The sequence below is a fragment of the Desulfococcus sp. genome (assembly GCF_041737845.1).
In the GTDB taxonomy this organism is placed as follows: domain Bacteria; phylum Desulfobacterota; class Desulfobacteria; order Desulfobacterales; family Desulfococcaceae; genus Desulfococcus.
On sequence record NZ_JBGSQX010000031.1, the window covers coordinates 1 to 22,114 of the forward strand.

The following is a 22,114-nucleotide window of genomic DNA, read 5'->3' on the forward strand; positions in this document are numbered from 1 at the left end:
CTCCCGGACATTGCCCGGATAGGGGTAGCGTAAAAGAAGTTCCCTGGCTTCTTTGGAAACCTCCAGAGAGGGCTTCTTATTCTGCAGGCTGAATTTTTTGATGAAGTGATCGATCAACAGGGGGATATCTTCACGACGTTCCCGGAGGGGAGGAAGAAATAAGGAGACCACATTTAAACGGAAATAGAGGTCCTGACGGAACCGGCCTTCTTGAATCGAACTTTCCAGATGCTGATGGGTGGCAGAAATAATCCGGACATCCACCTCCAGGGTTTTATTGCCCCCCACCCTTTCAAAAGTTTTTTCCTGAATCACGCGCAAGATCTTGGACTGGAGGGCCGGGGAAAGATCGCCGATCTCATCCAGAAACAGGGTCCCCCCATGGGCACGCTCGATGCGGCCCCGCTTTTGGGACAGGGCCCCGGTGAAGGCCCCTTTTTCGTAGCCGAACAATTCGCTGTCCAGAAGCGTCTCGGGGATGGCCCCGCAATTGACCGTGATGAACGGGCCGTCCTTGCGGAGGGAGGACTTGTGGATGGCGCCCGCGATCACCTCCTTCCCGGTCCCGGTTTCGCCCAGGAGCAGCACGGGGCTATCCAGGGGCGCCACCTGGCGGACCAGCTCCATCACCTCTTTCAAGCCGAAATCGGACCCGACCACATCCTCGCCCGAGAGCCTCCGGAGTTCGTCCTGGAGGTAGCGGTTGTCGTCGGCCAGAAGGTCCCGCAGCGTCAGGAGTTCCCGGTACCGCATGCTGTTGGTGAGGGCGACGGCGCAGGGCTCGTTGAGGAGGCTCAGGAGCTTTACGTGGTGGGTGTTGAATTTTTCCCTGCCGTTGTTGAACACCGAAAACACCCCGAGCATCTTCCTTTCCAGCACCAGGTCCATGACCACCCCGGACAGGTCGAGTGCGCCCAGCCGTCCCGCAACAGGGCTCGTCACCGGGTCGTCCCCCAGCCGGTCGATCACCCGGACCCGGATGGAGCGCTGGGCCTCCACCTGCCTGCGGGCCCGGGTCGACAGCGGGCTCCGGATGGACAGGGCTTCGCCGGCCTCCGGCGTGGCATGCGCAACCGTCTCGACAATGCCCGGGTCCCGGTGGTAGACGTGGAAGCTCATCTGCCCCGCCGGCATGAACTCCCGGATGTAGATCAGGCTCTGCCACAACGCCTTCTCGATCTCCAGGCTTCCGCAGATTCTCAGGGTGGCTTCGCGAAAAAACTCTTTTTCATCCATCGGCAAATCTCCTCCAAGCGATAGCAGGGGCAGGATGGGTGAAGCGAAGCATAACCCATCATCAGGCGCCGCGGATATCATTTCGATGGGTTTCGCTTCGCTCCACCCATCCTACACGGTCATCCATCGGCAGAAACCGTACTATGATACAGTTTATATTGCAACTTGAATATAGTGAAGTTTTTTCTTTCCCATATTGCAGAAAATGGCTGCTGGCTATTCAACCTACTTTTTTCATTAATAAATCATTCTTCGGCATACTTCATGCTACATAATCCCGCAACTGACAACGGGGGATGAAAAGATGGCCTGGATTGAGATCATTAAAGTTCGGATGGGCGGGGCCGGGGATCGGGAAATTGATGCCGGCTCCCTGAAAAAAATCAAGGAGACCCTGAAGGCGCCGTCTCTGGCGGAGGCCAGGGTCTACAAAAACATCTCCGTGTCCAACGACCTGGTGATTGTCCTGACATGGCTCAAGGCGATTCCCACGCCCTGGGGAAGCGACCTGGCCCACGGCCTCACCCAGGAGCTCAAACGGTACGGATTGGTGGACTACTCCGCATGGGCCGGTCTGGACTGAAGCTTTTTGATATGCCCCGACACGTCATCCAAAATAGATTCGTGAACGAAATACGGCAAATGGCCGCGTGCACCCATACAACCCAACCCGAAATACCCATGAAACCAGAAGGGGGAAGACCATGACGGAAAAGACCTATCAACCCGGAGAGCACTACGAATACCCGCTGATTATCAAAAAACTGCTGAACACCCCCCTGATCTACGCGCCCGATCAGGAAATCGTCTACAGGGACAAGATGCGCTATACCTACCGGGACCTGAACGAACGCATTCATCGCCTGGCAAACGGCCTGGAAAAACATGGCATCACCGCAGGCGATACGGTGGCGGTCTTTGATTACGACAGCAACCGCTTTCTGGAGGCCTTTTTCGCGGTTCCCATGATGGGGGCGGTGCTCCAGATGGTCAACTGGCGGCTCTCCGCCGGACAGATCCAGTACACCCTCAACCATGCCGAAGCCAAGATCATCCTCATCAATTCCGACTTCCTGCCCATCCTGGAAACCATCCGGGAAAAACTGGAAACCGTCCAGACGATCGTCGTGATCGCCGAGAGCGGCACCGTTCCGCAAACCGCCCTTGCGATCGGCGGCACCTACGAGGAGATGCTCTCCGACGCCGCGCCGACATATGATTTTCCCGATCTGGACGAGAACACCAAGGCCACGACCTTCTACACCACCGGCACCACGGGCGATCCCAAGGGCGTCCACTTCACCCACCGGCAGCTCGTGCTCCATACCTTCGCCGTGGCGATCGCCCTGGGCGCATACGACGGCATCGGCCGCTTCCGGTCCGACGACGTCTACATGCCCATCACCCCCATGTTCCACGTCCACGCCTGGGGTCTGCCCTACATCGCCACGCTTCTGGGGGTCAAGCAGGTCTATCCGGGAAAATACGAGCCGGATATGCTCCTGAAACTGATCGTTGCCGAAAAGGTCACCTTCTCCCACTGCGTACCCACGATTCTCCAGATGATCCTCACGAGTCCCAAAGCGAAAGAGTACGATCTGTCCCGGTGGAAGGTGATTATCGGGGGCGCGAAACTTTCCAAAGGGCAGGCCAAGGCGGCAAAGAATATGGGCATCACCGTCTATACGGGCTACGGCATGTCGGAAACCTGCCCCATCATCAGCCTTTCCGTGCCCCAAAAGCACATGGCGGACTGGGATGAGGACAGCCTCCTGGAGGTCGTGATCAAAACCGGCCTTCCCATTCCCCTGGTGGAGTTCGAGGTGGTGGACGCCGACGACAATCCGCTTCCCCATGACGGCATGTCCCCGGGGGAGGTGGTCTTCCGGACGCCGTGGCTGACCAAAAGCTATTTCAAGGCGCCGGACAAGTCCAGGGATCTCTGGCAGAACGGATGGCTCCACAGCGGCGACGTCGGCCACATCAACGAAGACGGGTATCTCCAGATCACCGACCGCGTCAAGGACGTGATCAAGAGCGGCGGGGAGTGGGTCTCCTCCCTGGATCTGGAAAACCTGTTGAGCCAGCACGAGGCGGTGCTGGAATCGGCCGCCATCGGCGTGCCCGACGAGAAGTGGGGCGAGCGGCCCATGATGATCGTGGTGGTGAAGCCCGATTTCGTCGGCAAAATCACCACAGACGACCTCAAGCAGCATATGAAGCAGGCGGCCCAGGAGGGGAAACTGCCCAAATACGGCGTCCCCGACCGATATGAATTCGTGGACGAAATCGCCAAGACGAGCGTGGGCAAGCTGGACAAGAAACTGATGCGCCAGGTCTATCGATAACCCGATGCGGCTCTCCGTCGGGAGGCGCTGTAACGCAACGACATGAAATGAGAGGAATGACAATCATGGCAATCCAGAAGGTATGCGTGCTGGGCGCGGGCATCATGGGCGCCGGCATTGCGCAGATCGCGGCCCAGGCGGGTTGCGACGTCACCCTGCGGGACATTGAAGACCGATTTGTGGAAAAGGGGATGGGCACCATCACCCAGAATCTCGACCGGGCCGTCGCCAAAGGAAAAATGGAAAAGGCCGCGGCCGGGCAGATCATGGGCCGCATCACGGGAATGACCGATCTCAACGCGGCGGTTACAGACGCGGACCTCGTCATCGAGGCCATCATCGAGATCATGGACCTCAAGAAAACGGTCTTCAAGCAGCTCGATACGCTCTGCAAGCCGGAGACGATCCTGGCCTCGAACACCTCCGGGCTCTCCATCACCGAGATGGCATCCGCCACCGCGCGCCCGGACAAAGTGATCGGCATGCACTTTTTCAACCCCGTACCGGTAATGAAGCTGGTGGAGCTGATCAAGGGGTTCACCACCAGCGATGCCACCCTTGCCGATGCCCGGGAGTTCGTCGAAAAAATAGGCAAAACGGCCATCGAGGTCAAGGAGGCGCCAGGTTTTGCCGTCAACCGCATTCTCTGCCCCATGATCAACGAGGCCATCTTCGTCCTGTCCGAGGGCGTCGCGTCTGCCGAGGATATCGACCGCGCCATGACCCTGGGCGCCAACCATCCCATCGGACCCCTCGCCCTGGCCGATATGGTGGGGCTTGACACCATGCTCCATGTCCTGGAGGGATTTCATGCGGAGCTGGGGGAGGACAAGTACCGGCCGGCCCCCCTCCTCAGGAAGATGGTCCGGGCCGGGCACTTCGGCCGAAAAAGCGGCAGGGGCTTCTACGATTACACGGATAAATAGATTCATTTCATCCAATACCCATACCCAACATTTTTAACGAACGGAGAAAGTCATGGCACAAGTCATTATGGACAGAAGAGATGTGGATTTTATTCTTCACGAACAACTGGAGGTTGAAAAGCTCTCCGAACACGAAAAATTCGAGGAATTCACCCGGAAGACGGTTGACCTCATCGTGTCCGAGGCCAGGAACCTGGCCGTCAAGGAGATGCTACCGGCACTGAAGACCGGGGACGAGGAAGGCTGCACCTTTGACAAGGGCCAGGTCCGTGTCCCGGAGGCCTTTCACAAGATTCACCGGCTGTTTACGGAAGGCGGCTGGATCGCCATGTGCGACGCCCCTGAGTGGGGCGGGCAGGGAATGCCTGCGACGGTCGCCCTGGCCGCGAAGAACTACTTCAACGGCGCCAACTTCCCCTGTACGCTGAATTACATCCTGAACCACGGGGCGGGGAAGCTGGTGGAGACCTTCGGCACGGAAGAGCAGAAGAAACTTTTTCTCAAAAATATGTACACCGGCGTGTGGGGCGGCACCATGCTTCTCACGGAGCCGGAAGCCGGCTCGGATGTCGGCGCCCTCACCACCACGGCCGTCAAGAACGATGACGGGACCTATTCGATCACGGGCAGCAAGATCTTCATCTCCAGCGGCGAGAACGACCTTACGGAAAACATCATTCACCCCGTCCTGGCCCGCATCGAGGGCGCCCCGGCCGGCACATCGGGCATCTCCCTGTTTCTGGTGCCCAAGATCCGGGTCAACGACGACGGCAGCCTCGGCGAATTCAACGACGTGGTCTGCACCGGCATCGAGCATAAGATGGGCATCCACGGCAGCGCCACCTGCTCCCTGACCCTGGGCGGCAAGGGCCTGTGCCGGGGGACCCTCCTGGGAGAGATCAACAAGGGCATGCGGGCCATGTTCGTCATGATGAACGAGGCACGGCTGGACGTGGGGATGCAGTCCCTGGGATGCGCCTCCGCCTCCTTCATGAACGCCCTCAACTACGCCCGGGAACGGGTTCAGGGAAGGCACCTGACGGCCCCGGGCAAGGACGCCCCGCCGGTACCCATCATCCAGCACCCGGACGTCCGCCGCATGCTCCTGACCATGAAGTCCTGCACCGAGGGCATGCGGAGCATCGTATACTACACCGGCTACTGTGAAGACATGATCCGGATCAGCGACAACGCGGCTGAAAAGGCCCGCTGGCAGGGGCTCATCGATGTGCTGATCCCCATTACCAAGGGCTATGTCTCCGACCGGGCCTTCGACGTCTGCAACATGGGGGTCCAGATGTTCGGCGGATACGGGTATACCAAGGAATACCCCCAGGAGCAGCTCCTCCGGGACTGCAAGATCACCCATATCTATGAAGGCACCAACGGCATCCAGGCCATGGACCTGCTGGGGAGGAAGCTGGGCCTCAACCAGGGCCAGGCCTTCCGGGACCTTCTGGATGAGATGACCAAGACCGCCGCAGACGCCAAAGCGGTGCCCGGCGTGGAAGGGCTCGCAGCCGCCCTGGAGAGCGTCATCGCCAGGCTGGAAGCGCTGGCGCTGCACATGTCCAAGACGGCCCGGTCCGAGAAAATACTGAACGCCTATGCCGCCGCCTACCCCTTCATGGAGGTCACGGGCGATACGGTCATGGCCTGGATGCTCCTGTGGCGGGCCGCCATCGCCGGCCGAAAACTGGCTGAGGGCGCCAAGAAAAAAGACGCAGCCTTTTATGAAGGGCAAATCATGAGCGCCCGCTTCTTCATCAACGCCCTCATCCCCGTCACGCTTGGAAAAATGGATGCCATCCTCGCAAACGACGGAACAGTGATGGAGATCTCCGAGGATGCCTTCGGAGGGAAGTAAGGTTACGGCCATCACCCGCGGCCCCATTGAACGATCAAGGAGATTATCATGAAAGACGTTGTTATCGTTTCAGCCTGCCGGACGGCCATCGGGGCATTCGGCGGGGCGCTGAAGGACATGAACGCCGCCGCCATTGCCGCCGTCGCCATGGAAGCGGCCGTGAAGAGGGCGGGCATCGACCCGGGCATCATCGATGACGTCCGGTTCGGGTGCTGCCTCGAACACCACGATACGCTGAACACCACCCGCGTGGCCGCGCTCCTGGCCGGGATCCCGGACAGCGTTACCGCCGTCACCATCAACCGGGTATGCATCTCCGGCATGGAAGCGACCCTTTCCGGCATGGCCATGATCCAGGCCGGCATGGCCGACGTCATCCTCGCCGGCGGCGTCGAGCATATGTCCGGCGTGCCCTACGCCGTTCCCAATGCCCGGTGGGGATGCCGGCTGCAGGACCAGGTGTTTGTCGATGCCATGATCCACGCCCTGCATTGCGGGTCCCACATCATCCCCCTTGACGCCGGTGCCCCCGTCGACACCCGGGAGGCCCCGGCCAGCCTCTTCCTGGGAAAGCCCTATATCATGGGCCATACGGCGGAATTCATGGCTCAGCATCTCGGCATCAGCCGGGAGGAGATGGACGAGGTCGCGTTGAGAAGCCATAACAGCGCGGAGCGGGCCACCCTGGACGGCTCTTTCAGGGAAGAGATCGTGAAGGTCTTGGTGCCCCAGCGGAAAAAAGACCCCGTCATCTTCGACAAGGACGAGCATTTCCGCCCCGGCATCACCCTGGAGCAGCTTCGGAAGCTGCCGCCGGCCTTCGTGCCCAAAACCGGAAAGGTCACCGCCGGAAACGCCAGCGGCCTCAACGACGGATCCTCGGCCATGATCATCATGTCGGCGGAAAAGGCCAAGGAGCTGAAGCTGACGCCCATCGCCAGGATCAAGGCGGTCGGCAGGGGCGCATGCCACCCCGCGGTGATGGGGCTCTCCCCGGTACCCGCGGTCAAGAATCTGCTGGATCGAAGCGGACTGGCCGTCGGCGATTTCGAACTTGTCGAGGTCAATGAAGCCTTCGCGGCCCAGTACATCGGGTGCGAACGGGAACTCGGCCTCAACCGGGAGATCACCAACGTCAACGGCTCGGGCATCGGCCTGGGGCACCCCGTGGGCTCCACCGGGTCCCGGATCATGGTCACCCTGATCCACGCCATGAAACAGCGGGGGAAAAGCCTGGGGATGGCCACCCTCTGCGGCGGCGGCGGGGTTTCCATGGCCTGCGCCATCGAGATGATCTAGCGCCCGCGGCGGGTGCCCGGAGGCCCGGGGCCGCGCCGTGCCGGCGCCATTTTCCGCAATCCTCCGGTTTCCCTGATATTTCAGGCAGCCGGCTGTTCCAGGACAGCCGGCTGTTCTTTTCTGCTGCCCGCCTTTCCATCCCGACACGGGAATCATCGAAAAAATGGAGCGGATTGTAAATGTCCGCTTAACATTGCGGCCAATCGGTTGTATGATGACACTCACGAAACGACCCCAACAAGGCATGCCACCATGACAGACAGCACCCTTTCCAAACCCCGCCGCGGCGACGGCGGCGGTTTTCCGGCGACGGTCCCCGATGGGGCCGAGACGGCCGTCCTCTCCGCGCTGGCGGAGGATATGGGCGACGGCGATATCACCACTCTGGGCACGGTGCCGCCCGAAGCGGAATTCGAGGGGACCTTCACCGCCAAGTCGCCGGGCGTCGTCGCAGGACTCGCCGTGGCCCGGCTCACCTTCTCGCTCCTGGACAAAAACGTCACCTTTACCCCCCTGGCCGCCGACGGAGAAACGGTGGCGGCCGGCCGGGTCATCGCAACGGTCCGGGGGCCCGGCCGGGCCATCCTGAGCGGCGAACGGACGGCCCTCAACTTCCTCCAGCGGATGTCGGGGATCGCGACCCTCACCCGGCGGTTCGCCGAGGCGGTTCGGGGCACGTCCGCCGTCATTTTAGACACCCGGAAGACGGCCCCGGGGCTCCGCCTCTTCGACAAGTGGGCGGTCCGGGTGGGCGGCGGCCGGAACCACCGGTTCGGCCTCTACGACATGGCCCTCATCAAGGACAACCACATCACGGCGGCAGGGTCCATCACCCGTGCCGTGGCAGGGGTTCGGGCCGCAGACGACCGGAAACGCCCCATCGAGGTCGAGGTCAAGAATCTGGAAGAACTGCAGGAAGCCCTCGCGCTCCTTCCGGACCGGATCATGCTGGACAACATGACGCCGGACCAGATGACGGCGGCGGTGCAGGTGGCAGCGGGCCGCGTACCCCTCGAGGCGTCCGGAAACGTCACCCTCGACACGGTGAAAACGATCGCCGCCACCGGGGTCGACTATATCTCCGTCGGCCTCCTGACCCATTCGGCCGCGGCCCTCGACATCAGCCTGCTGCTCAGGAATACCCCGGAAAAGCACCCGTCACCCGGGGCATGAAGAGGAAGACCATGAACATCGAAGAAATGACCCGGAAGCTTCAGACATATCTGCGGGAGGCGAGCGGGCCGGAGCTGCGGCGCAAGGCCGAGCTGGCCTGTGAGATCCTCCAGCTCAAACAGGAGAAAAACGCCGTGATCCTGGCCCACAACTACATGTCGCCCGACCTGTTCTATTCCGTCCCGGACTTCACGGGGGATTCCCTGGAACTGAGCCGGAAGGCGGCGGCGGCCGACTGCGACGTCATCGTCTTCTGCGGGGTGGAATTCATGGCGGAGACCGCAAAGATCCTGAGCCCCGACAAAACGGTCCTGATCCCGGCGGAAAAGGCGGGGTGCTCCCTGGCCACGGGCATCACGGCCGGGGATGTCCGGCGGCTCAAGGCGCAATACCCCGGGGTGCCCGTGGTGACCTATATCAACACCTACGCCGATGTCAAAGCCGAGTGCGACGTCTGCTGCACCTCGGGCAACGCCGCCAGGGTGGTGGCGTCGCTGGATTCGGACACCGTCATCTTCCTTCCGGACGAATACCTGGGCCGGAACGTGGCCCGCGGGAGCGGAAAGCGGATCATCTTCCCCCCGGCCAAGCCGGACTCGGCTGCCGGCCGGATGATCGGCTGGCATGCCCGGTGCGAGGTCCACGAACAGTTCACCCCGGAGGATATCGCCCGGGTGCGGGCCGGATATCCCGACGTGGCGGTCCTGGCCCACCCCGAGTGCAGCCCGGCGGTGCTCGACGCGGCGGACTTCGCCGGCAGCACTTCGGCCATGCTCCGCTATGTCGCGGAGTCGAAGGCGCCCCGGTATCTCATCCTCACCGAAGCCGCCATGTGCGAGAACGTGGCCGCGGCGCACCCGGACAAGGAGATCCTGCCCCTCTGCCGCATCCGCTGCCCCCACATGGCCCTTATCACCCTCGAGAACACTCGCGACGCGCTGAAAACCGGCCGGTATGCCGTCGAGGTTCCCGAAGAGATCCGCAGGCGGGCGCTTCGCTCCGTCGAGCGGATGCTGGCCATAGGATAGGCGCATGACAGATCATCACGATACCGACGTCCTGATCATCGGCAGCGGGATTGCGGGGTGCACGGCGGCCCTCTTCCTGGCCGACTCAGGTCTTTCGGTGACGGTCGTGACGCGGTCGAAAGACCCCCACGAATCCAACACCTATTACGCCCAGGGCGGCATCATCTACCGCGGGGAAAACGACTCGCAGGCCATGCTCACGGAGGATGTCCTGCGGGCCGGCGCCGGGCACTGCCACGCGGAGGCCGTGGCGATCCTGGCCGATGAAGGCCCGGATCTCGTCAAAAGCATCCTCATGGAGAAGCTGGGCGTCCGGTTCGACCATTCCGCCGACGGCCGCCTCTCCCTGGCCCGGGAAGGCGGCCACGCCATCCCCCGCATCGTCCATGCCGCAGACGCCACGGGGCGGGTCATTCAAATCGCGCTGATCCGCGCCGTCAGCAGCCATCCCAACATCCGGATGCTCGCTTCCCACACGGCCATCGACCTCCTGACGCCGTCCCACCATTCCCTGAACCGCCTCGCGGTCTACGAACCCCTGGCCTGCATCGGGGCCTATCTCTTCGATCAGACCGCGGACCGGATCGTCACCTGTACGGCCCAAAAAACCCTCCTGGCCACCGGCGGGCTGGGCCAGCTCTACCTCCGGACCACCAACCCCGCCGGCGCCCGGGGGGACGGGATGGCCATGGCCAACCGGGCGGGCGCCCGGATCATCAACGCCGAGTTCATCCAGTTCCACCCGACGACCTTCTACATGAGCCGCGCCCCCCACTTCCTCATCTCGGAGGCCGTGCGCGGCGAGGGGGCCCGCCTGGTCCACGCCGACGGCAGCCCCTTCATGCAGCACTACGACCCGGAATGGAAGGACCTGGCCCCCCGCGATATCGTCGCGCGGAGCATCCACGAGGAGATGCTCAAGCTCGACGTCCCCAACGTCTATCTGGATCTCTGCTCCTACATTCCCGTGGACCGGATCCAGTCCCACTTTCCGAACATCCTTCAATCCTGCCTCAAGTACGGCATCGACATCACGAGCGACCTGGTCCCGGTGGTGCCCGCGGCCCATTATTCCTGCGGCGGCGTCTGGGTCGACGCCTGGGGCCAGAGCACCATCCCGCATCTTTACGCCGCCGGGGAAGCGGCATGCACGGGCGTGCACGGCGCCAACCGACTGGCCAGCACCTCCCTCCTGGAGGGCCTGGTGTGGGGCAGCCGGACGGCCCGGCACATCCTGACCCACCGCGACAATCCCCACCTCTCCCATGCCGCGCACATCCCGTCATGGTGCGACGAGGGGCCGGAGACGGCCGATCCGGTCCTGATCTCCCAGGACATGAGCTATATCCGGAACATCATGTGGAATTACGTCGGCCTGGTGAGAAGTTCCCAGCGGCTCAAGCGGGCCATCCGCGAGCTCAGGGGCCTCGAGGTGGAAATCGAGCACTTCTACCGCGTCACCCGCGTCAACGACAGCCAGATCGGCCTTCGCAACCTGGTGAGAAACGCCATCCTCGTCACCTTTTCCGCATGGGAAAACAAGCGAAACACGGGATGCCACTTCAGGGGATGATACTCCCGGCCGGGGAAGGGTCCCGCCGGGGATATCGGGAAGGCTGCCGCTGCCTGTTCCTGCATGTCTTCAAAAGCGCAATGTTCAATTAATGAACATCAACGCTTGACATGAAAGCCCATCAATGTTATTTCGTCTTCATACTTTTTTAAATATTCACTATTCGCTAAATTTCATTCAGGCCTGTTCCGAATCCGCCTCCTGTCGCGGAGACTTCCGCATGCCGTCACTGAAACCGTCACCAGGCCTCTTTGTTGTCGCGATTGCGTAACCCCACGATACCGGCATTTCGAAAATTGTTCGCCCACCGGATAGAAAGGAGGTGAGTCCTGACGTCAGGGTGGGAAGATCCGCGATGAATCGGCAATTGAAGTCATCCAGTCACCAACCAAACAAGGAGCAAGGAATGAAGAAAATTGCAATTCTGGCAGTGGCGGCCATCTTTGGCGTATGCCTGTCCTGTAATGTTTTCGCGGCGGACAAGGCCATGATTCAGAAGAACGTAGACGTCATCGTGGCCTCCATCGACGGCGGAAAAGCGGCCGCGGAGTTCAAGGCCAATGACTACGACCCCTATGCCTTCATCATGGAAGCCGGCGGAAACCTGATTGTCCATCCGACCCTGGCCGCCCAAAACCTGAAGGAAAAGGCCGGCCCGGTGTATGACGCCGTCATCAAATCGACCCCGGCGGGCACCTGGGTCGACTATGAATGGCAGGGCAAGATGAAGCATTCCTACGTCAAGACAACCAAAAGCGGCCTGATCGTGGGCAGCGGGTACTCCGACTAACCCCCGATCTCCGGGGGCAACTCCGGAAATTGACCTCAGGGCACACCCTCTCACCGGACGCATCACCATTTCGACCGGCAGCATCGCCAAATGGTGATGACCGGTTTGAACAGCGCGGTACCCGGTGAGAGGCCTGCCCCGCAGCTTCGCCGCCAGAAAACCCATTTTCGCCGCGCCATGACGCCTCCGCCCGCCCGCGTAAAAATCTCTTGAGAATCCCCCCTGTATCGGGTATGGATTGTGGAACAATTTCCAACCAGTAACCGCTCCATCAGCGACAGGAGAGATCGATGAAGAAATGGGTATGCACGGTGTGCGGGTATATTCACGAGGGCGACGAGCCCCCGGAAACATGTCCGGTATGCGGTGCGGACAAGAGCATGTTTGAGGAACTGATCGAGGAAGCAGCGCCCGCGCCGACGGCTCCGGCATCCCCCGGGGCAACGGCGGGTTCGACCCCGACGGCACCCACGGCCGAAGGCAGATGGGAATGCACCGTCTGTGGGACCCTGGACGGCGGAGACGCGCCCCCGGCCTTATGCCCGGTATGCGGCGCGGACAGCGGCCTCTTCAAAAGCATCGGCGGCCCCGCGGCACAACCCGCCCCGGTCTTGGGGCCGGCGCCCCGGAAGACGGCACCCGCATCCGGCCCCAAGGGGATTGACCTGGGCCCCGAGCCCCGGGACTTCTGGGGCCGCCTCCATCATCGCGCCGTGGCTCAGATGCTCAAACACCATGCCCACCCGGTCTCCGTCCACATTCCCAACGGCGTCATCCCCTTTTCCTTCATTTTCATCCTGCTGGCCGCGGCATCCGGCTGCCGCGCCCTCGAAATCGCCGCCCAGTGCAACATGATCTTCGTGGTGCTCGCCCTGCCCTTTGTCCTCTATACCGGATATATCGAATGGCAGAAGCGCTACAAGGGGTTCCCGAGCAACCGCTTCATCGTCAAGATCCTCTGCGCGGCGGTCGTGGCAGTCTGCGCGGCCGCTGTGGTCGTCTGGTGGTGGATCGACCCGGCGGTCGTGCATAACACGCCGGGGAGTTTCATTCTGGTCAATTTTATCATGCTGGCCGCCGCCGCCATTGCCGGGCTGATCGGCGGGAAGCTGGTGTTCAAGGATTAGGAGGATGTCACCCATGACAAGCACCGTCCACTTCATGGACCTGAGGGCCAACCCCAGGGAGAACCTCTATGCCAAGCTGGGCCGCCTCCTGGAGGCGGCCGGCATCGCCGATGTTTTCTCGAAACGGGATCTCGTCGCCGTCAAGCTCCATTTCGGAGAGATGGGAAACGCGGCCTTCATCCGCCCGGTGTTCCTGCGCCGCATCGTCGAGGCCGTGAAAGCCCTGGGCGGAGCCCCGTTTTTAACCGACGCCAACACCCTATATGCCGGAACCCGGAGCGACGCCGCCTCCCACCTCAACACGGCCATCCGAAACGGCTTCTCCTATGCCGTGGTCGAGGCCCCGCTGATCATCGCCGACGGTCTCCGGGGCAAGAGCGAAACGGCGGTCCCCATTCATCGCAAGCGCTTCAAGGATGTGTACATCGGCAACGAGATCGTCCAGGCCGATGCGCTCATCTCGGTCGCCCATTTCAAGGGCCACGAACTCGCCGGGTTCGGCGGCGCCATCAAGAACGTCGGCATGGGATGCGCCTCCCGCCGGGGCAAGCTCGCCCAGCACTCCACCGTCTCTCCAAAGGTGGACGAGGGCAAGTGCATCGGCTGCGGCGACTGCACCGAACACTGCTCCCAGGGCGCCCTCTCCGTGGTGGATGAAAAGGCCGTCCTGGACGGGGACAAATGCATCGGGTGCGGCGAGTGCATCCTGATCTGCCCCAGCAGCGCCATCAGCATCCAGTGGGACCAGGCCATTCCGGTTTTCCTCGAAAACATGGTGGAGTATACCGAAGGGGTCCTCAAGGGAAAGAAGGAAAAATCCCTCTTCATCAACTTCATCACCAGCGTTTCGCCGGCCTGCGACTGTTACGGCCACAACGACACGCCCATCGTCCGGGACATCGGCGTCCTGGCCGCCCGCGACCCCGTGGCCATCGATCAGGCCTCGGTCGATTTGGTCAACCGGGAAGAGGCCCTTCCTGGGACCTGCCTCTCCACACACCAGGGGGCCGGCGAGGACAAGTTCAAGGGGCTCTACCCAAAGGTGGACTGGCCCATCCAGCTGGCCTACGCCGAGGAGATCGGCCTGGGCACCCGGAAATACGATCTCTTGAAAATATAGGCTATGGGCTATGGGCCATAGGCGGAAGGCGGAAGACCGAAGGTTTATCTTCAGCCTGCAAACAAGGACGGACAAGATGAGCGACGGCGATTTTCAGGCGGTGGGCACATCCGATGAGAGGATGTTCGGCCCGCGAAAGATCATTGTCTGCGGATTTTCAGCGGAGGAGCAGGATACCTTCGGGAAGATGGCGGCCGCGGTCGGAATGGCCGACATGCCCCTGGTGTTCGCCGGCGAAGGTGAGGCCGACGACGCCTTGGGGGAGATCGTCGATCTGCCCCAAGGCACCGGCCTGGGCCGGGCATCGGTGCTTGAACGGGCGGTCATCCTGTCGGGTCTCACCGAAAGGGAACTCCACGCCGTCATGGCCGGGTACCGGGGCATGGAGTTGCCCCGCACCCTCTGGGCCACCCTCACGGAAAGCTCCGTCACCTGGCCGCTTTCGGAACTTCTGAAGGAACTGGCCGCGGAGCGTGCGGCCTTTTTGCGGCGGCAATCCCAAGACAGACCCTGAATGGCGTTTCTGCCGGAGGGCGGCCTTCGCCGGAAAAAAGAGGGGACGAAACGCTCAGGCCCTCTGAAATACCGGATCGTTTCATGATAAGTTGTGGACGTCCGCTTTCCGCAATTTCATCCGCTTCAACCCTTTGATGACCAGCGGGGCCTGCTGGATGGTCTCCTCCATGCCGGCAATCCGACGTTTGATCTGGGCAATCTGGGTGTGGTTGTCCTCGCCAAGGGCCGCTCGCGCCATGCTGTCTCCCAGCTTTGTCTGAAGATGCGGCAGCCCGCTGTGGGCGTTTTCCAGGTTCTTCCGGATCTCGCCGATGACAGCCTCGATTTTTTCTTCCCGCACATCCTTCAATATCACTTCTGCCTCCATAGGTTTCTTTTTTTCCTCTGATTCCGGTCCTGTCTTGCCCGGCGCGGTTTCATCGCATTGAAACGAATCGCGGCGGAAATGGCGCCGACCGCCCAACCACTCTCGGTGGGGGACGGCCAACGCCGCCGCGCCGATTCTATTTCAATACAAAATATTTATTAGCCACAAAATTTATCCGAGATTAGCTCATTTCATTTAAACTACGTGTTTTTTACACAATACCCTTTGCACACCGATAACAAATCGGATAACTTATATTACGTATTCAAAATATTGTCAAGTTCAGCCGATCGCCCGCGGGATCATCAAGAATCTGGTCGAACATCTTGATTGATGGTCTTGTAAAAGGTCAATCTTCAGACGGTTCCGAAAAAAGGCCGAGATCAAGGCTTGCGAATCCCGAGGAACGAGGCGTACGCATAGTACGCCGCAGTAACGAGGGATGAAGCGTAACGCAGATATCGGCCTTTTTACGGTACCGTCTTGATTGTCCTATTTTCCTCGGATATAAGACGAAGAATCTCTTTTGAAGGAAATACGTACCCCATGATCGCCGACAGCCATGCCTTCCATCCGCCTGATGAAAAGATCACCGACCAGGTATTGCTCGCCATCCGTCAGATCACACAGGCCATCGACCTCCATTCGCGATACTTGTCCAAACATTATGGGCTGACCGGCCCGCAGCTCGTCATCCTCAAAGAACTCGGCAAACACGGAGAAATGTCCGTAGGCGAAGTGGCGAGGGCCATCAGCCTCAGCCAGTCCACCTTGACGGGCATCCTGGAACGCCTTGAAAAACGGGGAATGATCGTCCGCCGCAAAAGCGAGGCCGACCGGCGATCGGTGAGGATTGACCTCACCGACGCATGCCGGCGTTTTCTGGCAGAAGCCCCGCCGCCCCTTCAGGACAGGTTTCTGGTTGGCTTCAACCATCTCGAGAGCTGGGAACAGTTGATGATTCTGAGCGCTCTTCAGCGCATCGTCATGCTCATGAACGCCGACGCCAAAGACACCGCTCCAATCCCGGCCACCGCCCCTATCGAACCCTCGGACCCGCTTCGGGACGCGTAAGTCGGCCACAGCTCCTTCCCGGAGAAATTCGCGAACGGCGAAATTTCCGATAGAGTGTCGCCGCAGGGCAGAATGCGACCGGGAGTCTTGATAGCCTGATTTTTCTGCGATATAAGTGGGCGTTGCTATATTTCAAGAAGAGGTTTCAATGAAGGAATGCCTAACAGACTCAAAACCAGCCGAAAAAACAGAAAACTCTGAACAGCAATTTACGGGAATCGTAGACTCCCAAGAAGAGCTTCAGATTCATCTGACGCAGACCAATCGTCTTCGACAGGACCTTGCTGCATTGGAAAATCTCCTGACCGCTGCCCTGACATCATCGAATGCTGGGCTGTGGGACTGGACCATCGGGAGAGAGCGTATCTTTTTCAGCGCCAGCTACTATCTCATGCTGGGGTATGCCCCTTGCGCAAATTCATCCGAATTATCCGCGTGGATAGATTGCATTCATCCGGAGGACTACAGGATGGTACGGGAGAGGTTTTCAGCGCTTATCGGGGCCGGCAGAGAAAAAATTGAGATGGAGTTTCGGGTGAACAAGTGCTCCGGAGCCTCCTGCTGGGTGCTCTTGAGGGGCTGCGTCGTCGAATGGGATGACGCCCGAAAGCCGGTCCGCCTGGTCGGCACGGTTATTGACATCACCGACAAAAAACGCTGGGAAGAGGCCCTCAAGGAAAGCGAACGGCGGCTTTCGACGCTTCTCCACAGCCTGCCGGGGATGGCGTATCGCTGCACCAAGACAGATGAGTGGAAAATGGAATTTGTAAGCGAGGGCTGCACCGAACTCACCGGCTATGCACCGACGCAGCTCATCGAAAACCGTGCCCTCTACACCAACCTAATCCATCCCGAAGACCGAAAAAAAGTATGGGATGAAGTGGAAAACGCCATTCTCGAAAAGCGGAATTACGAGATGTTTTATCGCATCAGAACCGCCAAAAATATAGACCGCTGGGTCTGGGAGCAGGGCACCGGTGTTTACGATGAGAACGGTAACTTCATCGCCATCGAAGGGTTTACCTCGGATGTCACAGCCTATAAAAAGGCCGAACAGGATCTTCAGAAAAAAAACCTCCGGCTTAAAGCGATCATGCAGAACAGCCGCACCTTCGGCAACATTATCGGGGAAAGCCGTGAAATGCAGGGGGTATACGATATGATCCTGCAGGCTGCCGAATCGTCCGCTAGCGTCATTATCTACGGGGAATCCGGGACGGGAAAAGAACTCGTCGCCCACGCAGTCCACGAGATGAGCGACCGAGGCGACAAAGAAATCGTGTGCGTCAACTGCGGAGCCATCCCGGACGCCCTGCTGGAGAGCGAGTTCTTCGGGTACCGGAAAGGCGCCTTCACCGGGGCCAACATCGATAAACTCGGATACCTGGACATCGCCGACGGCGGAACCCTCTTTCTGGATGAAATTGGCGAAATCAAACTGAGCATGCAGGTCAAGCTGCTCCGGGCCATCGAGGGCGGCGGATACACCCCCATCGGCGGCAGCAAGGTCAAGCGCCCGGATATCCGTATCATCTCCGCGACCAACCGGGACTTGAAAGCGCTGGTCCGGCAGGGGATCATGCGGCAGGATTTCTTCTACCGGATCCATGTTATTCCGATCCGCCTGCCCCCGCTCCGAGAAAGACGGCGCGACATCCCGCTGTTGATCTACCATTTCCTCCAGAAATTCAGCGATGAAAACAATATCGCCACTATCCCGGGAGACATCATCCGCGACATGCAGGCATATGACTGGCCTGGAAACATCCGAGAACTGCAGAATACGGTCCAGCGGTTCGTCACCCTTAAAAAAGTGGATCTCATTGGCCCCAAAGTCTATGGTATATTTGATTCCAATCACGCGGGACCAGCCCGGCAATCCTGTATCGCCGTCCCAAATGACCCATCGCTTCAGAATGTAGTTCAAAAATTCGAAAAACAATATATCGAAGAGGTGCTGGCCCGAAACGACGGGAATCGAACTCGTACCGCAAAGATGTTAAAGGTTGGCATACGAACCCTCCAGCGAAAGATCAAAGAGCATGACATCCATTAATGCGCCATAGATGACGCATACGCCATAATCGGCATACTCAACATAAATATCATTTATAATAATTAGATATCCCAAGCGAACCGCATACCACGCCAAATATGACGTAGTTCCTACCGTCTCCATTGGATACCCCTAACCCAGCCGCAATTAATTTTTTCAGTTTTAATTCAAATAGTTAACAGTATTTTTCCTCTGTGGCACGCTTTTGGCTTTATTGCATATCAGTCGAGCGTCAGCCTGAAACACAGGTCGGTCGCTTTTCGTTTTATCCTGATGCATCGGAGAAGTACCTGTGCTGAACATTCTTGTTGTGGATGCGGACGCCCAAACCCCGCCCGATACGCTTTCCCGGATTATGGAAGGTAATGGGCATCGGATTCGGGTGGCGCGGAGTGGAAAAGAAGCCATGAACTGTTTCCTGGGAGATGAATATGACGTCGTCCTGCTGGATATGTTTCTGCCGGACTGCATGGGGTATGATCTTATTCCCGAATTCAGAAAAAAAAAGTCCGACATCCGCATTATCAGCATGACGGTCTTTAACACCCGGGAGATCGAGCGCAAAAACAGGCTGCTGGGCATCACCTACTACATGTCCAAACCCTATTCATTCAACGAAATCAGCAGTCTAATCGACCATATTTCAGAGCAAATCAAGAAAGAAGCATCATCCAATTCAATGATGTTAAACCAACTTAAAGGAGCATAACCCAATGGCAGTTCAAGACATTTTCCAGGCGGTCATGACATTCGACGAAGCATCGGTCAAGAAACTGGTCCAGGCCGATCTCGACGCCAAGGCCGACATCGATTCCATCCTCAACGAGGGCCTCATCGGCGCCATGGACGAGGTCGGCAAGAAATTTTCCGAAGGTGAACTCTTCGTGCCCGAGATGCTGATGGCTGCCCAGGCCATGAAGGCCGGGCTCTCGATTCTGAAGCCCCATCTGGCCGAAGGGACCACCGAGGCCAAGGGCACCGTGGTCATCGGCACGGTCAAGGGTGACCTCCACGACATCGGCAAAAACCTCGTCTCCATGATGATGGAAGGCGCCGGCTTCAACGTGGTCGACCTGGGGGTCGACGTCGAGGCCGCCAAGTTCGTCGAAGCCGCCCGGGCCAACAAGGCCAAGATCGTAGCCCTCTCGGCGCTCCTCACCACCACCATGCCGGCCATGCAGGCCACCATCAACGCCATCAAGGAGGCCGGCATCACCGTCAAGACCATCGTGGGCGGTGCCCCGGTCACCCAGGCTTTCGCCGACCAGATCAAGGCTGACGGATACTCCGATGACGCCCCCGGCGCCGTGGAGCTGGCAAGAAAGCTGATCACGGGATAAACCCAGGGCCGTTCGCCCTTGTTAGACGATCGGCGCAAGGGCCTTCTCCAAAGACAGAGGCGGCCCTTCCTGGTCGCTCTAACAGAAATCGTTGAGACAAGGAGTCACGATGAAAAGAAAATTAAGCCGATTCGACCTTCAGAAAATGAAGACGGAAGGCGAGAAAGCCGTCTGGGTGACGGCGTATGATTTTTCCACCGCCCAATTCGCTGAAAACGCCGGGATGGACATGATCCTGGTGGGGGATTCCCTCGGCATGTGTGTCTACGGGTACGAGGGCACCGTGCCCGTCACCATGGACCAGTGCATCTGCCACTGCGAGGCGGTCCGGCGGGCGGCCCGCAATACCTTTATTGTCGGCGATATGCCGTTTCTTTCCTACCAGGTCAGCGTCGAGGAGGCTGTTCGCAACGCCGGGCGTTTTCACAAGGAAGCCGGTGTCGACGCCATCAAGCTGGAAGGCGGCATCCGGGTCTGCCCCCAGATCAAGTCTATCGCCGACGGCGGGATGCTGGTCATGGGCCACATCGGCCTGACACCCCAGAGCTCGGGGCAGCTGGGCGGCTTTAAAGCCCAGGGAAGAACGGCCGACACAGCCATGGAACTGATCCGGGACGCCAGAGCCATCCAGGCGGCCGGCGCCTTCGCCCTCCTGGTCGAGGCGGTACCCCCCGAGGTCTGCAAGATCATCCGTGACGATCTGACCATACCGGTCTACAGCATCGGCGCGGGCGTGGATGCCGACGGCCAGCTCATGATCTGCAGCGACGTGCTGGGCATCTTCCAGGCCTTCACCCCCAAATTCGTCAAGCGCTACGCCGAGCTGGGGACGCAGATCGAAAGCGTCTTCAAAGAATACGTCGCTGACGTTCGAGAAGGCCGCTTCCCTGCGGACGAGCATACCTACAAGATGGTTGAAAACGAGCTGCCCCGACTTCTGGAACAGCTCAACCGGTAACCGACCCCAAACCTCAAAACCCAACTAAGGAGACACACCACATGCATCATATCGAATATCTGAAAGACAAACCCATTGCAGTGCTCGGCGCCGGCGCCGTCGGAAAGGCCGTTGCCGGCGACTGCGCCTTGGCCGGAAATACCGTCCGCATCTGCGACCTGCCGCCGTTCTCGGACCAGACCCTCTTCGGCATGAAGGAGCGCGGCCTCACTTTTTACGGGGATCAGCTTAACCTTTACGGTTTCGAGCGCTCCGGCCAGGCCCTCTTTGACAACGTGACCACGGACGTGGCCGAGGCCGTCAAGGGCGCGGGCATCATCATCATCACCACCCCCGCCATCGGGCACAAGACGTTTTTTGAAAAATTGATCCCGGCCCTGGAAGACGGGATGTTCATTCACATCATTCCGGACAACTATGGCTCTCTGGTCCTGAGAAAGATGATGCGCGAAGCTGGCTGCGGCAAAAAGGTTGTCATCGGCGGCTGGTCCAGCTCACCTTACGGCAGCCGCGTGGACATCAAGGGCGGCGTGGTGTTGCCGCGGATCCGGGCCTATTACCGGGCCATTACCCTGCGCGGCGCATCCCTGCCGACCACGGATCAGAAGGATTTTCTTGAATCGACCCGCTTCATCGGCGCATTTGACTGCATCAACAAGGGGAACGGCGTGGAAGGCGGCCAGACGGTCATGGACACCGGCTTCTCCAACGTCAACCCCGTCCTCCACTGCCCCGGCGTCATCCTCGGTGTGGGCGTCATGGAAAACTGGGGCGTCATCTACGGCGAGGAGCGGAATGATTTCTCCATCTACTCCCATGCCTACTGCCCCTCCATCTCCCGGGTCCAATACGGCCTTTACCAGGAGCAGTGCGCGTTGGCCGCGGCCATGGGCGTCGGCATCCAGGGCTTTGAGAAGAAGCAGTTCTTCTCTCGGGAGAACATCCTGGGTCCCGAGTACATGGGCCCGGACTACGAAATCCCCTTCGAGGAGCATGACTACATCCAGTACGGCACCGGCCCCTTCACCATCCAGAACCGCTACATCACCGAGGATATCCCGGTCGGCTGCCACGTGTACCATGAACTGGGCAAGAAATTCGGCGTGAAGACCCCCATCGTCGACTCGCTGATCAGCCTGGCCAGCGTCATGGCCGAGCAGGATTTCTATGAAAAGGGCTACACCCTCGAATACTTAGGCATCGGCCACATGACCCAAGCGGAAATGCTTCAGTACCTGAACGAAGGCATCTATACCGAACCGAAATAACGAACTGTCCGCGATAGAGGCCGGCCGCCCCGCCGCCCGTTTAAGAGA

20 protein-coding genes are annotated in these 22,114 nt (G+C 59.7%); 18 read left to right on the forward strand and 2 right to left on the reverse strand.

Annotation, left to right across the window (positions count from 1 at the left end):
• Positions 1–1,236, reverse strand: a 1,236-nt coding sequence (locus tag ACEW8N_RS03750; protein WP_373498461.1) for a sigma-54 interaction domain-containing protein, incomplete at its 3' end; no start/stop codon positions are given.
• 304 nt (positions 1,237–1,540) lie between these two features.
• Between ACEW8N_RS03750 and ACEW8N_RS03755 the strand changes: the two genes are divergently transcribed.
• From ACEW8N_RS03755 to ACEW8N_RS03810, 12 genes are all read left to right on the forward strand, one after another.
• A complete protein-coding gene (locus ACEW8N_RS03755; RefSeq protein WP_373498462.1) occupies positions 1,541–1,819 on the forward strand; it encodes a hypothetical protein in 279 nt (92 codons plus the stop codon).
• A gap of 121 nt (positions 1,820–1,940) precedes the next feature.
• Positions 1,941–3,584 carry a fatty acid--CoA ligase gene (locus ACEW8N_RS03760; RefSeq protein ID WP_373498463.1) on the forward strand — a complete coding sequence of 548 codons (1,644 nt, stop codon included), beginning with the start codon at positions 1,941–1,943 and terminating at the stop codon, positions 3,582–3,584.
• A gap of 65 nt (positions 3,585–3,649) precedes the next feature.
• Entirely contained in the window at positions 3,650–4,510 is an 861-nt protein-coding gene (locus ACEW8N_RS03765; protein ID WP_373498464.1) for a 3-hydroxybutyryl-CoA dehydrogenase, read from the forward strand.
• 52 nt (positions 4,511–4,562) lie between these two features.
• Positions 4,563–6,377 carry an acyl-CoA dehydrogenase gene (locus ACEW8N_RS03770; RefSeq protein WP_373498465.1) on the forward strand — a complete coding sequence of 605 codons (1,815 nt, stop codon included), beginning with the start codon at positions 4,563–4,565 and terminating at the stop codon, positions 6,375–6,377.
• A gap of 48 nt (positions 6,378–6,425) precedes the next feature.
• Positions 6,426–7,676, forward strand: a complete 1,251-nt coding sequence (locus ACEW8N_RS03775; protein ID WP_373498466.1) for an acetyl-CoA C-acyltransferase — start codon at positions 6,426–6,428, stop codon at positions 7,674–7,676.
• Between the two features lie 252 nt (positions 7,677–7,928).
• Entirely contained in the window at positions 7,929–8,849 is a 921-nt protein-coding gene (nadC, locus tag ACEW8N_RS03780; protein ID WP_373498467.1) for a carboxylating nicotinate-nucleotide diphosphorylase, read from the forward strand.
• A gap of 11 nt (positions 8,850–8,860) precedes the next feature.
• On the forward strand, positions 8,861–9,877 hold the full coding sequence (gene nadA / locus ACEW8N_RS03785; RefSeq protein WP_373498468.1) for a quinolinate synthase NadA: 1,017 nt from the start codon (positions 8,861–8,863) through the stop codon (positions 9,875–9,877).
• A 4-nt stretch (positions 9,878–9,881) separates the two neighbouring features.
• The gene (gene nadB, locus ACEW8N_RS03790) at positions 9,882–11,450 is read left to right on the forward strand and encodes an L-aspartate oxidase (protein ID WP_373498469.1); all 1,569 of its coding nucleotides are present in this window, start codon (positions 9,882–9,884) and stop codon (positions 11,448–11,450) included.
• 406 nt (positions 11,451–11,856) lie between these two features.
• Positions 11,857–12,240: a hypothetical protein gene (locus ACEW8N_RS03795; protein WP_373498470.1), complete on the forward strand. Its 384-nt coding sequence runs from the start codon at positions 11,857–11,859 to the stop codon at positions 12,238–12,240.
• Between the two features lie 290 nt (positions 12,241–12,530).
• Positions 12,531–13,367 (forward strand): rubredoxin-like domain-containing protein, encoded by an 837-nt coding sequence (locus tag ACEW8N_RS03800; protein WP_373498471.1) that lies wholly within the window; start codon positions 12,531–12,533, stop codon positions 13,365–13,367.
• Positions 13,368–13,380: 13 nt separating this feature from the next.
• Entirely contained in the window at positions 13,381–14,487 is a 1,107-nt protein-coding gene (locus ACEW8N_RS03805) for a DUF362 domain-containing protein (protein ID WP_373498472.1), read from the forward strand.
• Between the two features lie 76 nt (positions 14,488–14,563).
• Positions 14,564–15,001 carry a DUF3783 domain-containing protein gene (locus tag ACEW8N_RS03810; RefSeq protein WP_373498473.1) on the forward strand — a complete coding sequence of 146 codons (438 nt, stop codon included), beginning with the start codon at positions 14,564–14,566 and terminating at the stop codon, positions 14,999–15,001.
• Positions 15,002–15,082: 81 nt separating this feature from the next.
• Here the strand turns inward: ACEW8N_RS03810 and ACEW8N_RS03815 are convergent, their stop codons facing one another.
• The gene (locus ACEW8N_RS03815) at positions 15,083–15,370 is read right to left on the reverse strand and encodes a hypothetical protein (protein ID WP_373498474.1); all 288 of its coding nucleotides are present in this window, start codon (positions 15,368–15,370) and stop codon (positions 15,083–15,085) included.
• Between the two features lie 546 nt (positions 15,371–15,916).
• Between ACEW8N_RS03815 and ACEW8N_RS03820 the strand changes: the two genes are divergently transcribed.
• The 6 genes from ACEW8N_RS03820 (at position 15,917) to ACEW8N_RS03845 (ending at position 22,066) form a co-directional block, all read left to right on the forward strand.
• On the forward strand, positions 15,917–16,444 hold the full coding sequence (locus ACEW8N_RS03820; RefSeq protein ID WP_373498475.1) for a MarR family winged helix-turn-helix transcriptional regulator: 528 nt from the start codon (positions 15,917–15,919) through the stop codon (positions 16,442–16,444).
• 148 nt (positions 16,445–16,592) lie between these two features.
• Positions 16,593–18,500, forward strand: coding sequence for a sigma 54-interacting transcriptional regulator (locus ACEW8N_RS03825; protein ID WP_373498476.1), 1,908 nt, complete (start codon positions 16,593–16,595; stop codon positions 18,498–18,500).
• A gap of 292 nt (positions 18,501–18,792) precedes the next feature.
• The gene (locus ACEW8N_RS03830) at positions 18,793–19,209 is read left to right on the forward strand and encodes a response regulator (protein ID WP_373498477.1); all 417 of its coding nucleotides are present in this window, start codon (positions 18,793–18,795) and stop codon (positions 19,207–19,209) included.
• A 4-nt stretch (positions 19,210–19,213) separates the two neighbouring features.
• Positions 19,214–19,840: a B12-binding domain-containing protein gene (locus tag ACEW8N_RS03835; protein ID WP_373498478.1), complete on the forward strand. Its 627-nt coding sequence runs from the start codon at positions 19,214–19,216 to the stop codon at positions 19,838–19,840.
• 109 nt (positions 19,841–19,949) lie between these two features.
• Positions 19,950–20,798, forward strand: coding sequence for a 3-methyl-2-oxobutanoate hydroxymethyltransferase (panB, locus tag ACEW8N_RS03840; protein ID WP_373498479.1), 849 nt, complete (start codon positions 19,950–19,952; stop codon positions 20,796–20,798).
• Between the two features lie 41 nt (positions 20,799–20,839).
• The gene (locus tag ACEW8N_RS03845; RefSeq protein ID WP_373498480.1) at positions 20,840–22,066 is read left to right on the forward strand and encodes an NAD/NADP octopine/nopaline dehydrogenase family protein; all 1,227 of its coding nucleotides are present in this window, start codon (positions 20,840–20,842) and stop codon (positions 22,064–22,066) included.
• The last annotated feature ends 48 nt before the right edge of the window (positions 22,067–22,114 follow it).

Coding starts and splice junctions, on each gene's coding strand:
- ACEW8N_RS03755 (WP_373498462.1), top strand. CDS start 1,541: ATGGCCTGGATTGAGATCATTAAAGTTCGGATGGGCGGGGCCGGGGAT.
- ACEW8N_RS03760 (WP_373498463.1), top strand. CDS start 1,941: ATGACGGAAAAGACCTATCAACCCGGAGAGCACTACGAATACCCGCTG.
- ACEW8N_RS03765 (WP_373498464.1), top strand. CDS start 3,650: ATGGCAATCCAGAAGGTATGCGTGCTGGGCGCGGGCATCATGGGCGCC.
- ACEW8N_RS03770 (WP_373498465.1), top strand. CDS start 4,563: ATGGCACAAGTCATTATGGACAGAAGAGATGTGGATTTTATTCTTCAC.
- ACEW8N_RS03775 (WP_373498466.1), top strand. CDS start 6,426: ATGAAAGACGTTGTTATCGTTTCAGCCTGCCGGACGGCCATCGGGGCA.
- nadC (WP_373498467.1), top strand. CDS start 7,929: ATGACAGACAGCACCCTTTCCAAACCCCGCCGCGGCGACGGCGGCGGT.
- nadA (WP_373498468.1), top strand. CDS start 8,861: ATGAACATCGAAGAAATGACCCGGAAGCTTCAGACATATCTGCGGGAG.
- nadB (WP_373498469.1), top strand. CDS start 9,882: ATGACAGATCATCACGATACCGACGTCCTGATCATCGGCAGCGGGATT.
- ACEW8N_RS03795 (WP_373498470.1), top strand. CDS start 11,857: ATGAAGAAAATTGCAATTCTGGCAGTGGCGGCCATCTTTGGCGTATGC.
- ACEW8N_RS03800 (WP_373498471.1), top strand. CDS start 12,531: ATGAAGAAATGGGTATGCACGGTGTGCGGGTATATTCACGAGGGCGAC.
- ACEW8N_RS03805 (WP_373498472.1), top strand. CDS start 13,381: ATGACAAGCACCGTCCACTTCATGGACCTGAGGGCCAACCCCAGGGAG.
- ACEW8N_RS03810 (WP_373498473.1), top strand. CDS start 14,564: ATGAGCGACGGCGATTTTCAGGCGGTGGGCACATCCGATGAGAGGATG.
- ACEW8N_RS03815 (WP_373498474.1), bottom strand. CDS start 15,370: ATGGAGGCAGAAGTGATATTGAAGGATGTGCGGGAAGAAAAAATCGAG.
- ACEW8N_RS03820 (WP_373498475.1), top strand. CDS start 15,917: ATGATCGCCGACAGCCATGCCTTCCATCCGCCTGATGAAAAGATCACC.
- ACEW8N_RS03825 (WP_373498476.1), top strand. CDS start 16,593: ATGAAGGAATGCCTAACAGACTCAAAACCAGCCGAAAAAACAGAAAAC.
- ACEW8N_RS03835 (WP_373498478.1), top strand. CDS start 19,214: ATGGCAGTTCAAGACATTTTCCAGGCGGTCATGACATTCGACGAAGCA.
- panB (WP_373498479.1), top strand. CDS start 19,950: ATGAAAAGAAAATTAAGCCGATTCGACCTTCAGAAAATGAAGACGGAA.
- ACEW8N_RS03845 (WP_373498480.1), top strand. CDS start 20,840: ATGCATCATATCGAATATCTGAAAGACAAACCCATTGCAGTGCTCGGC.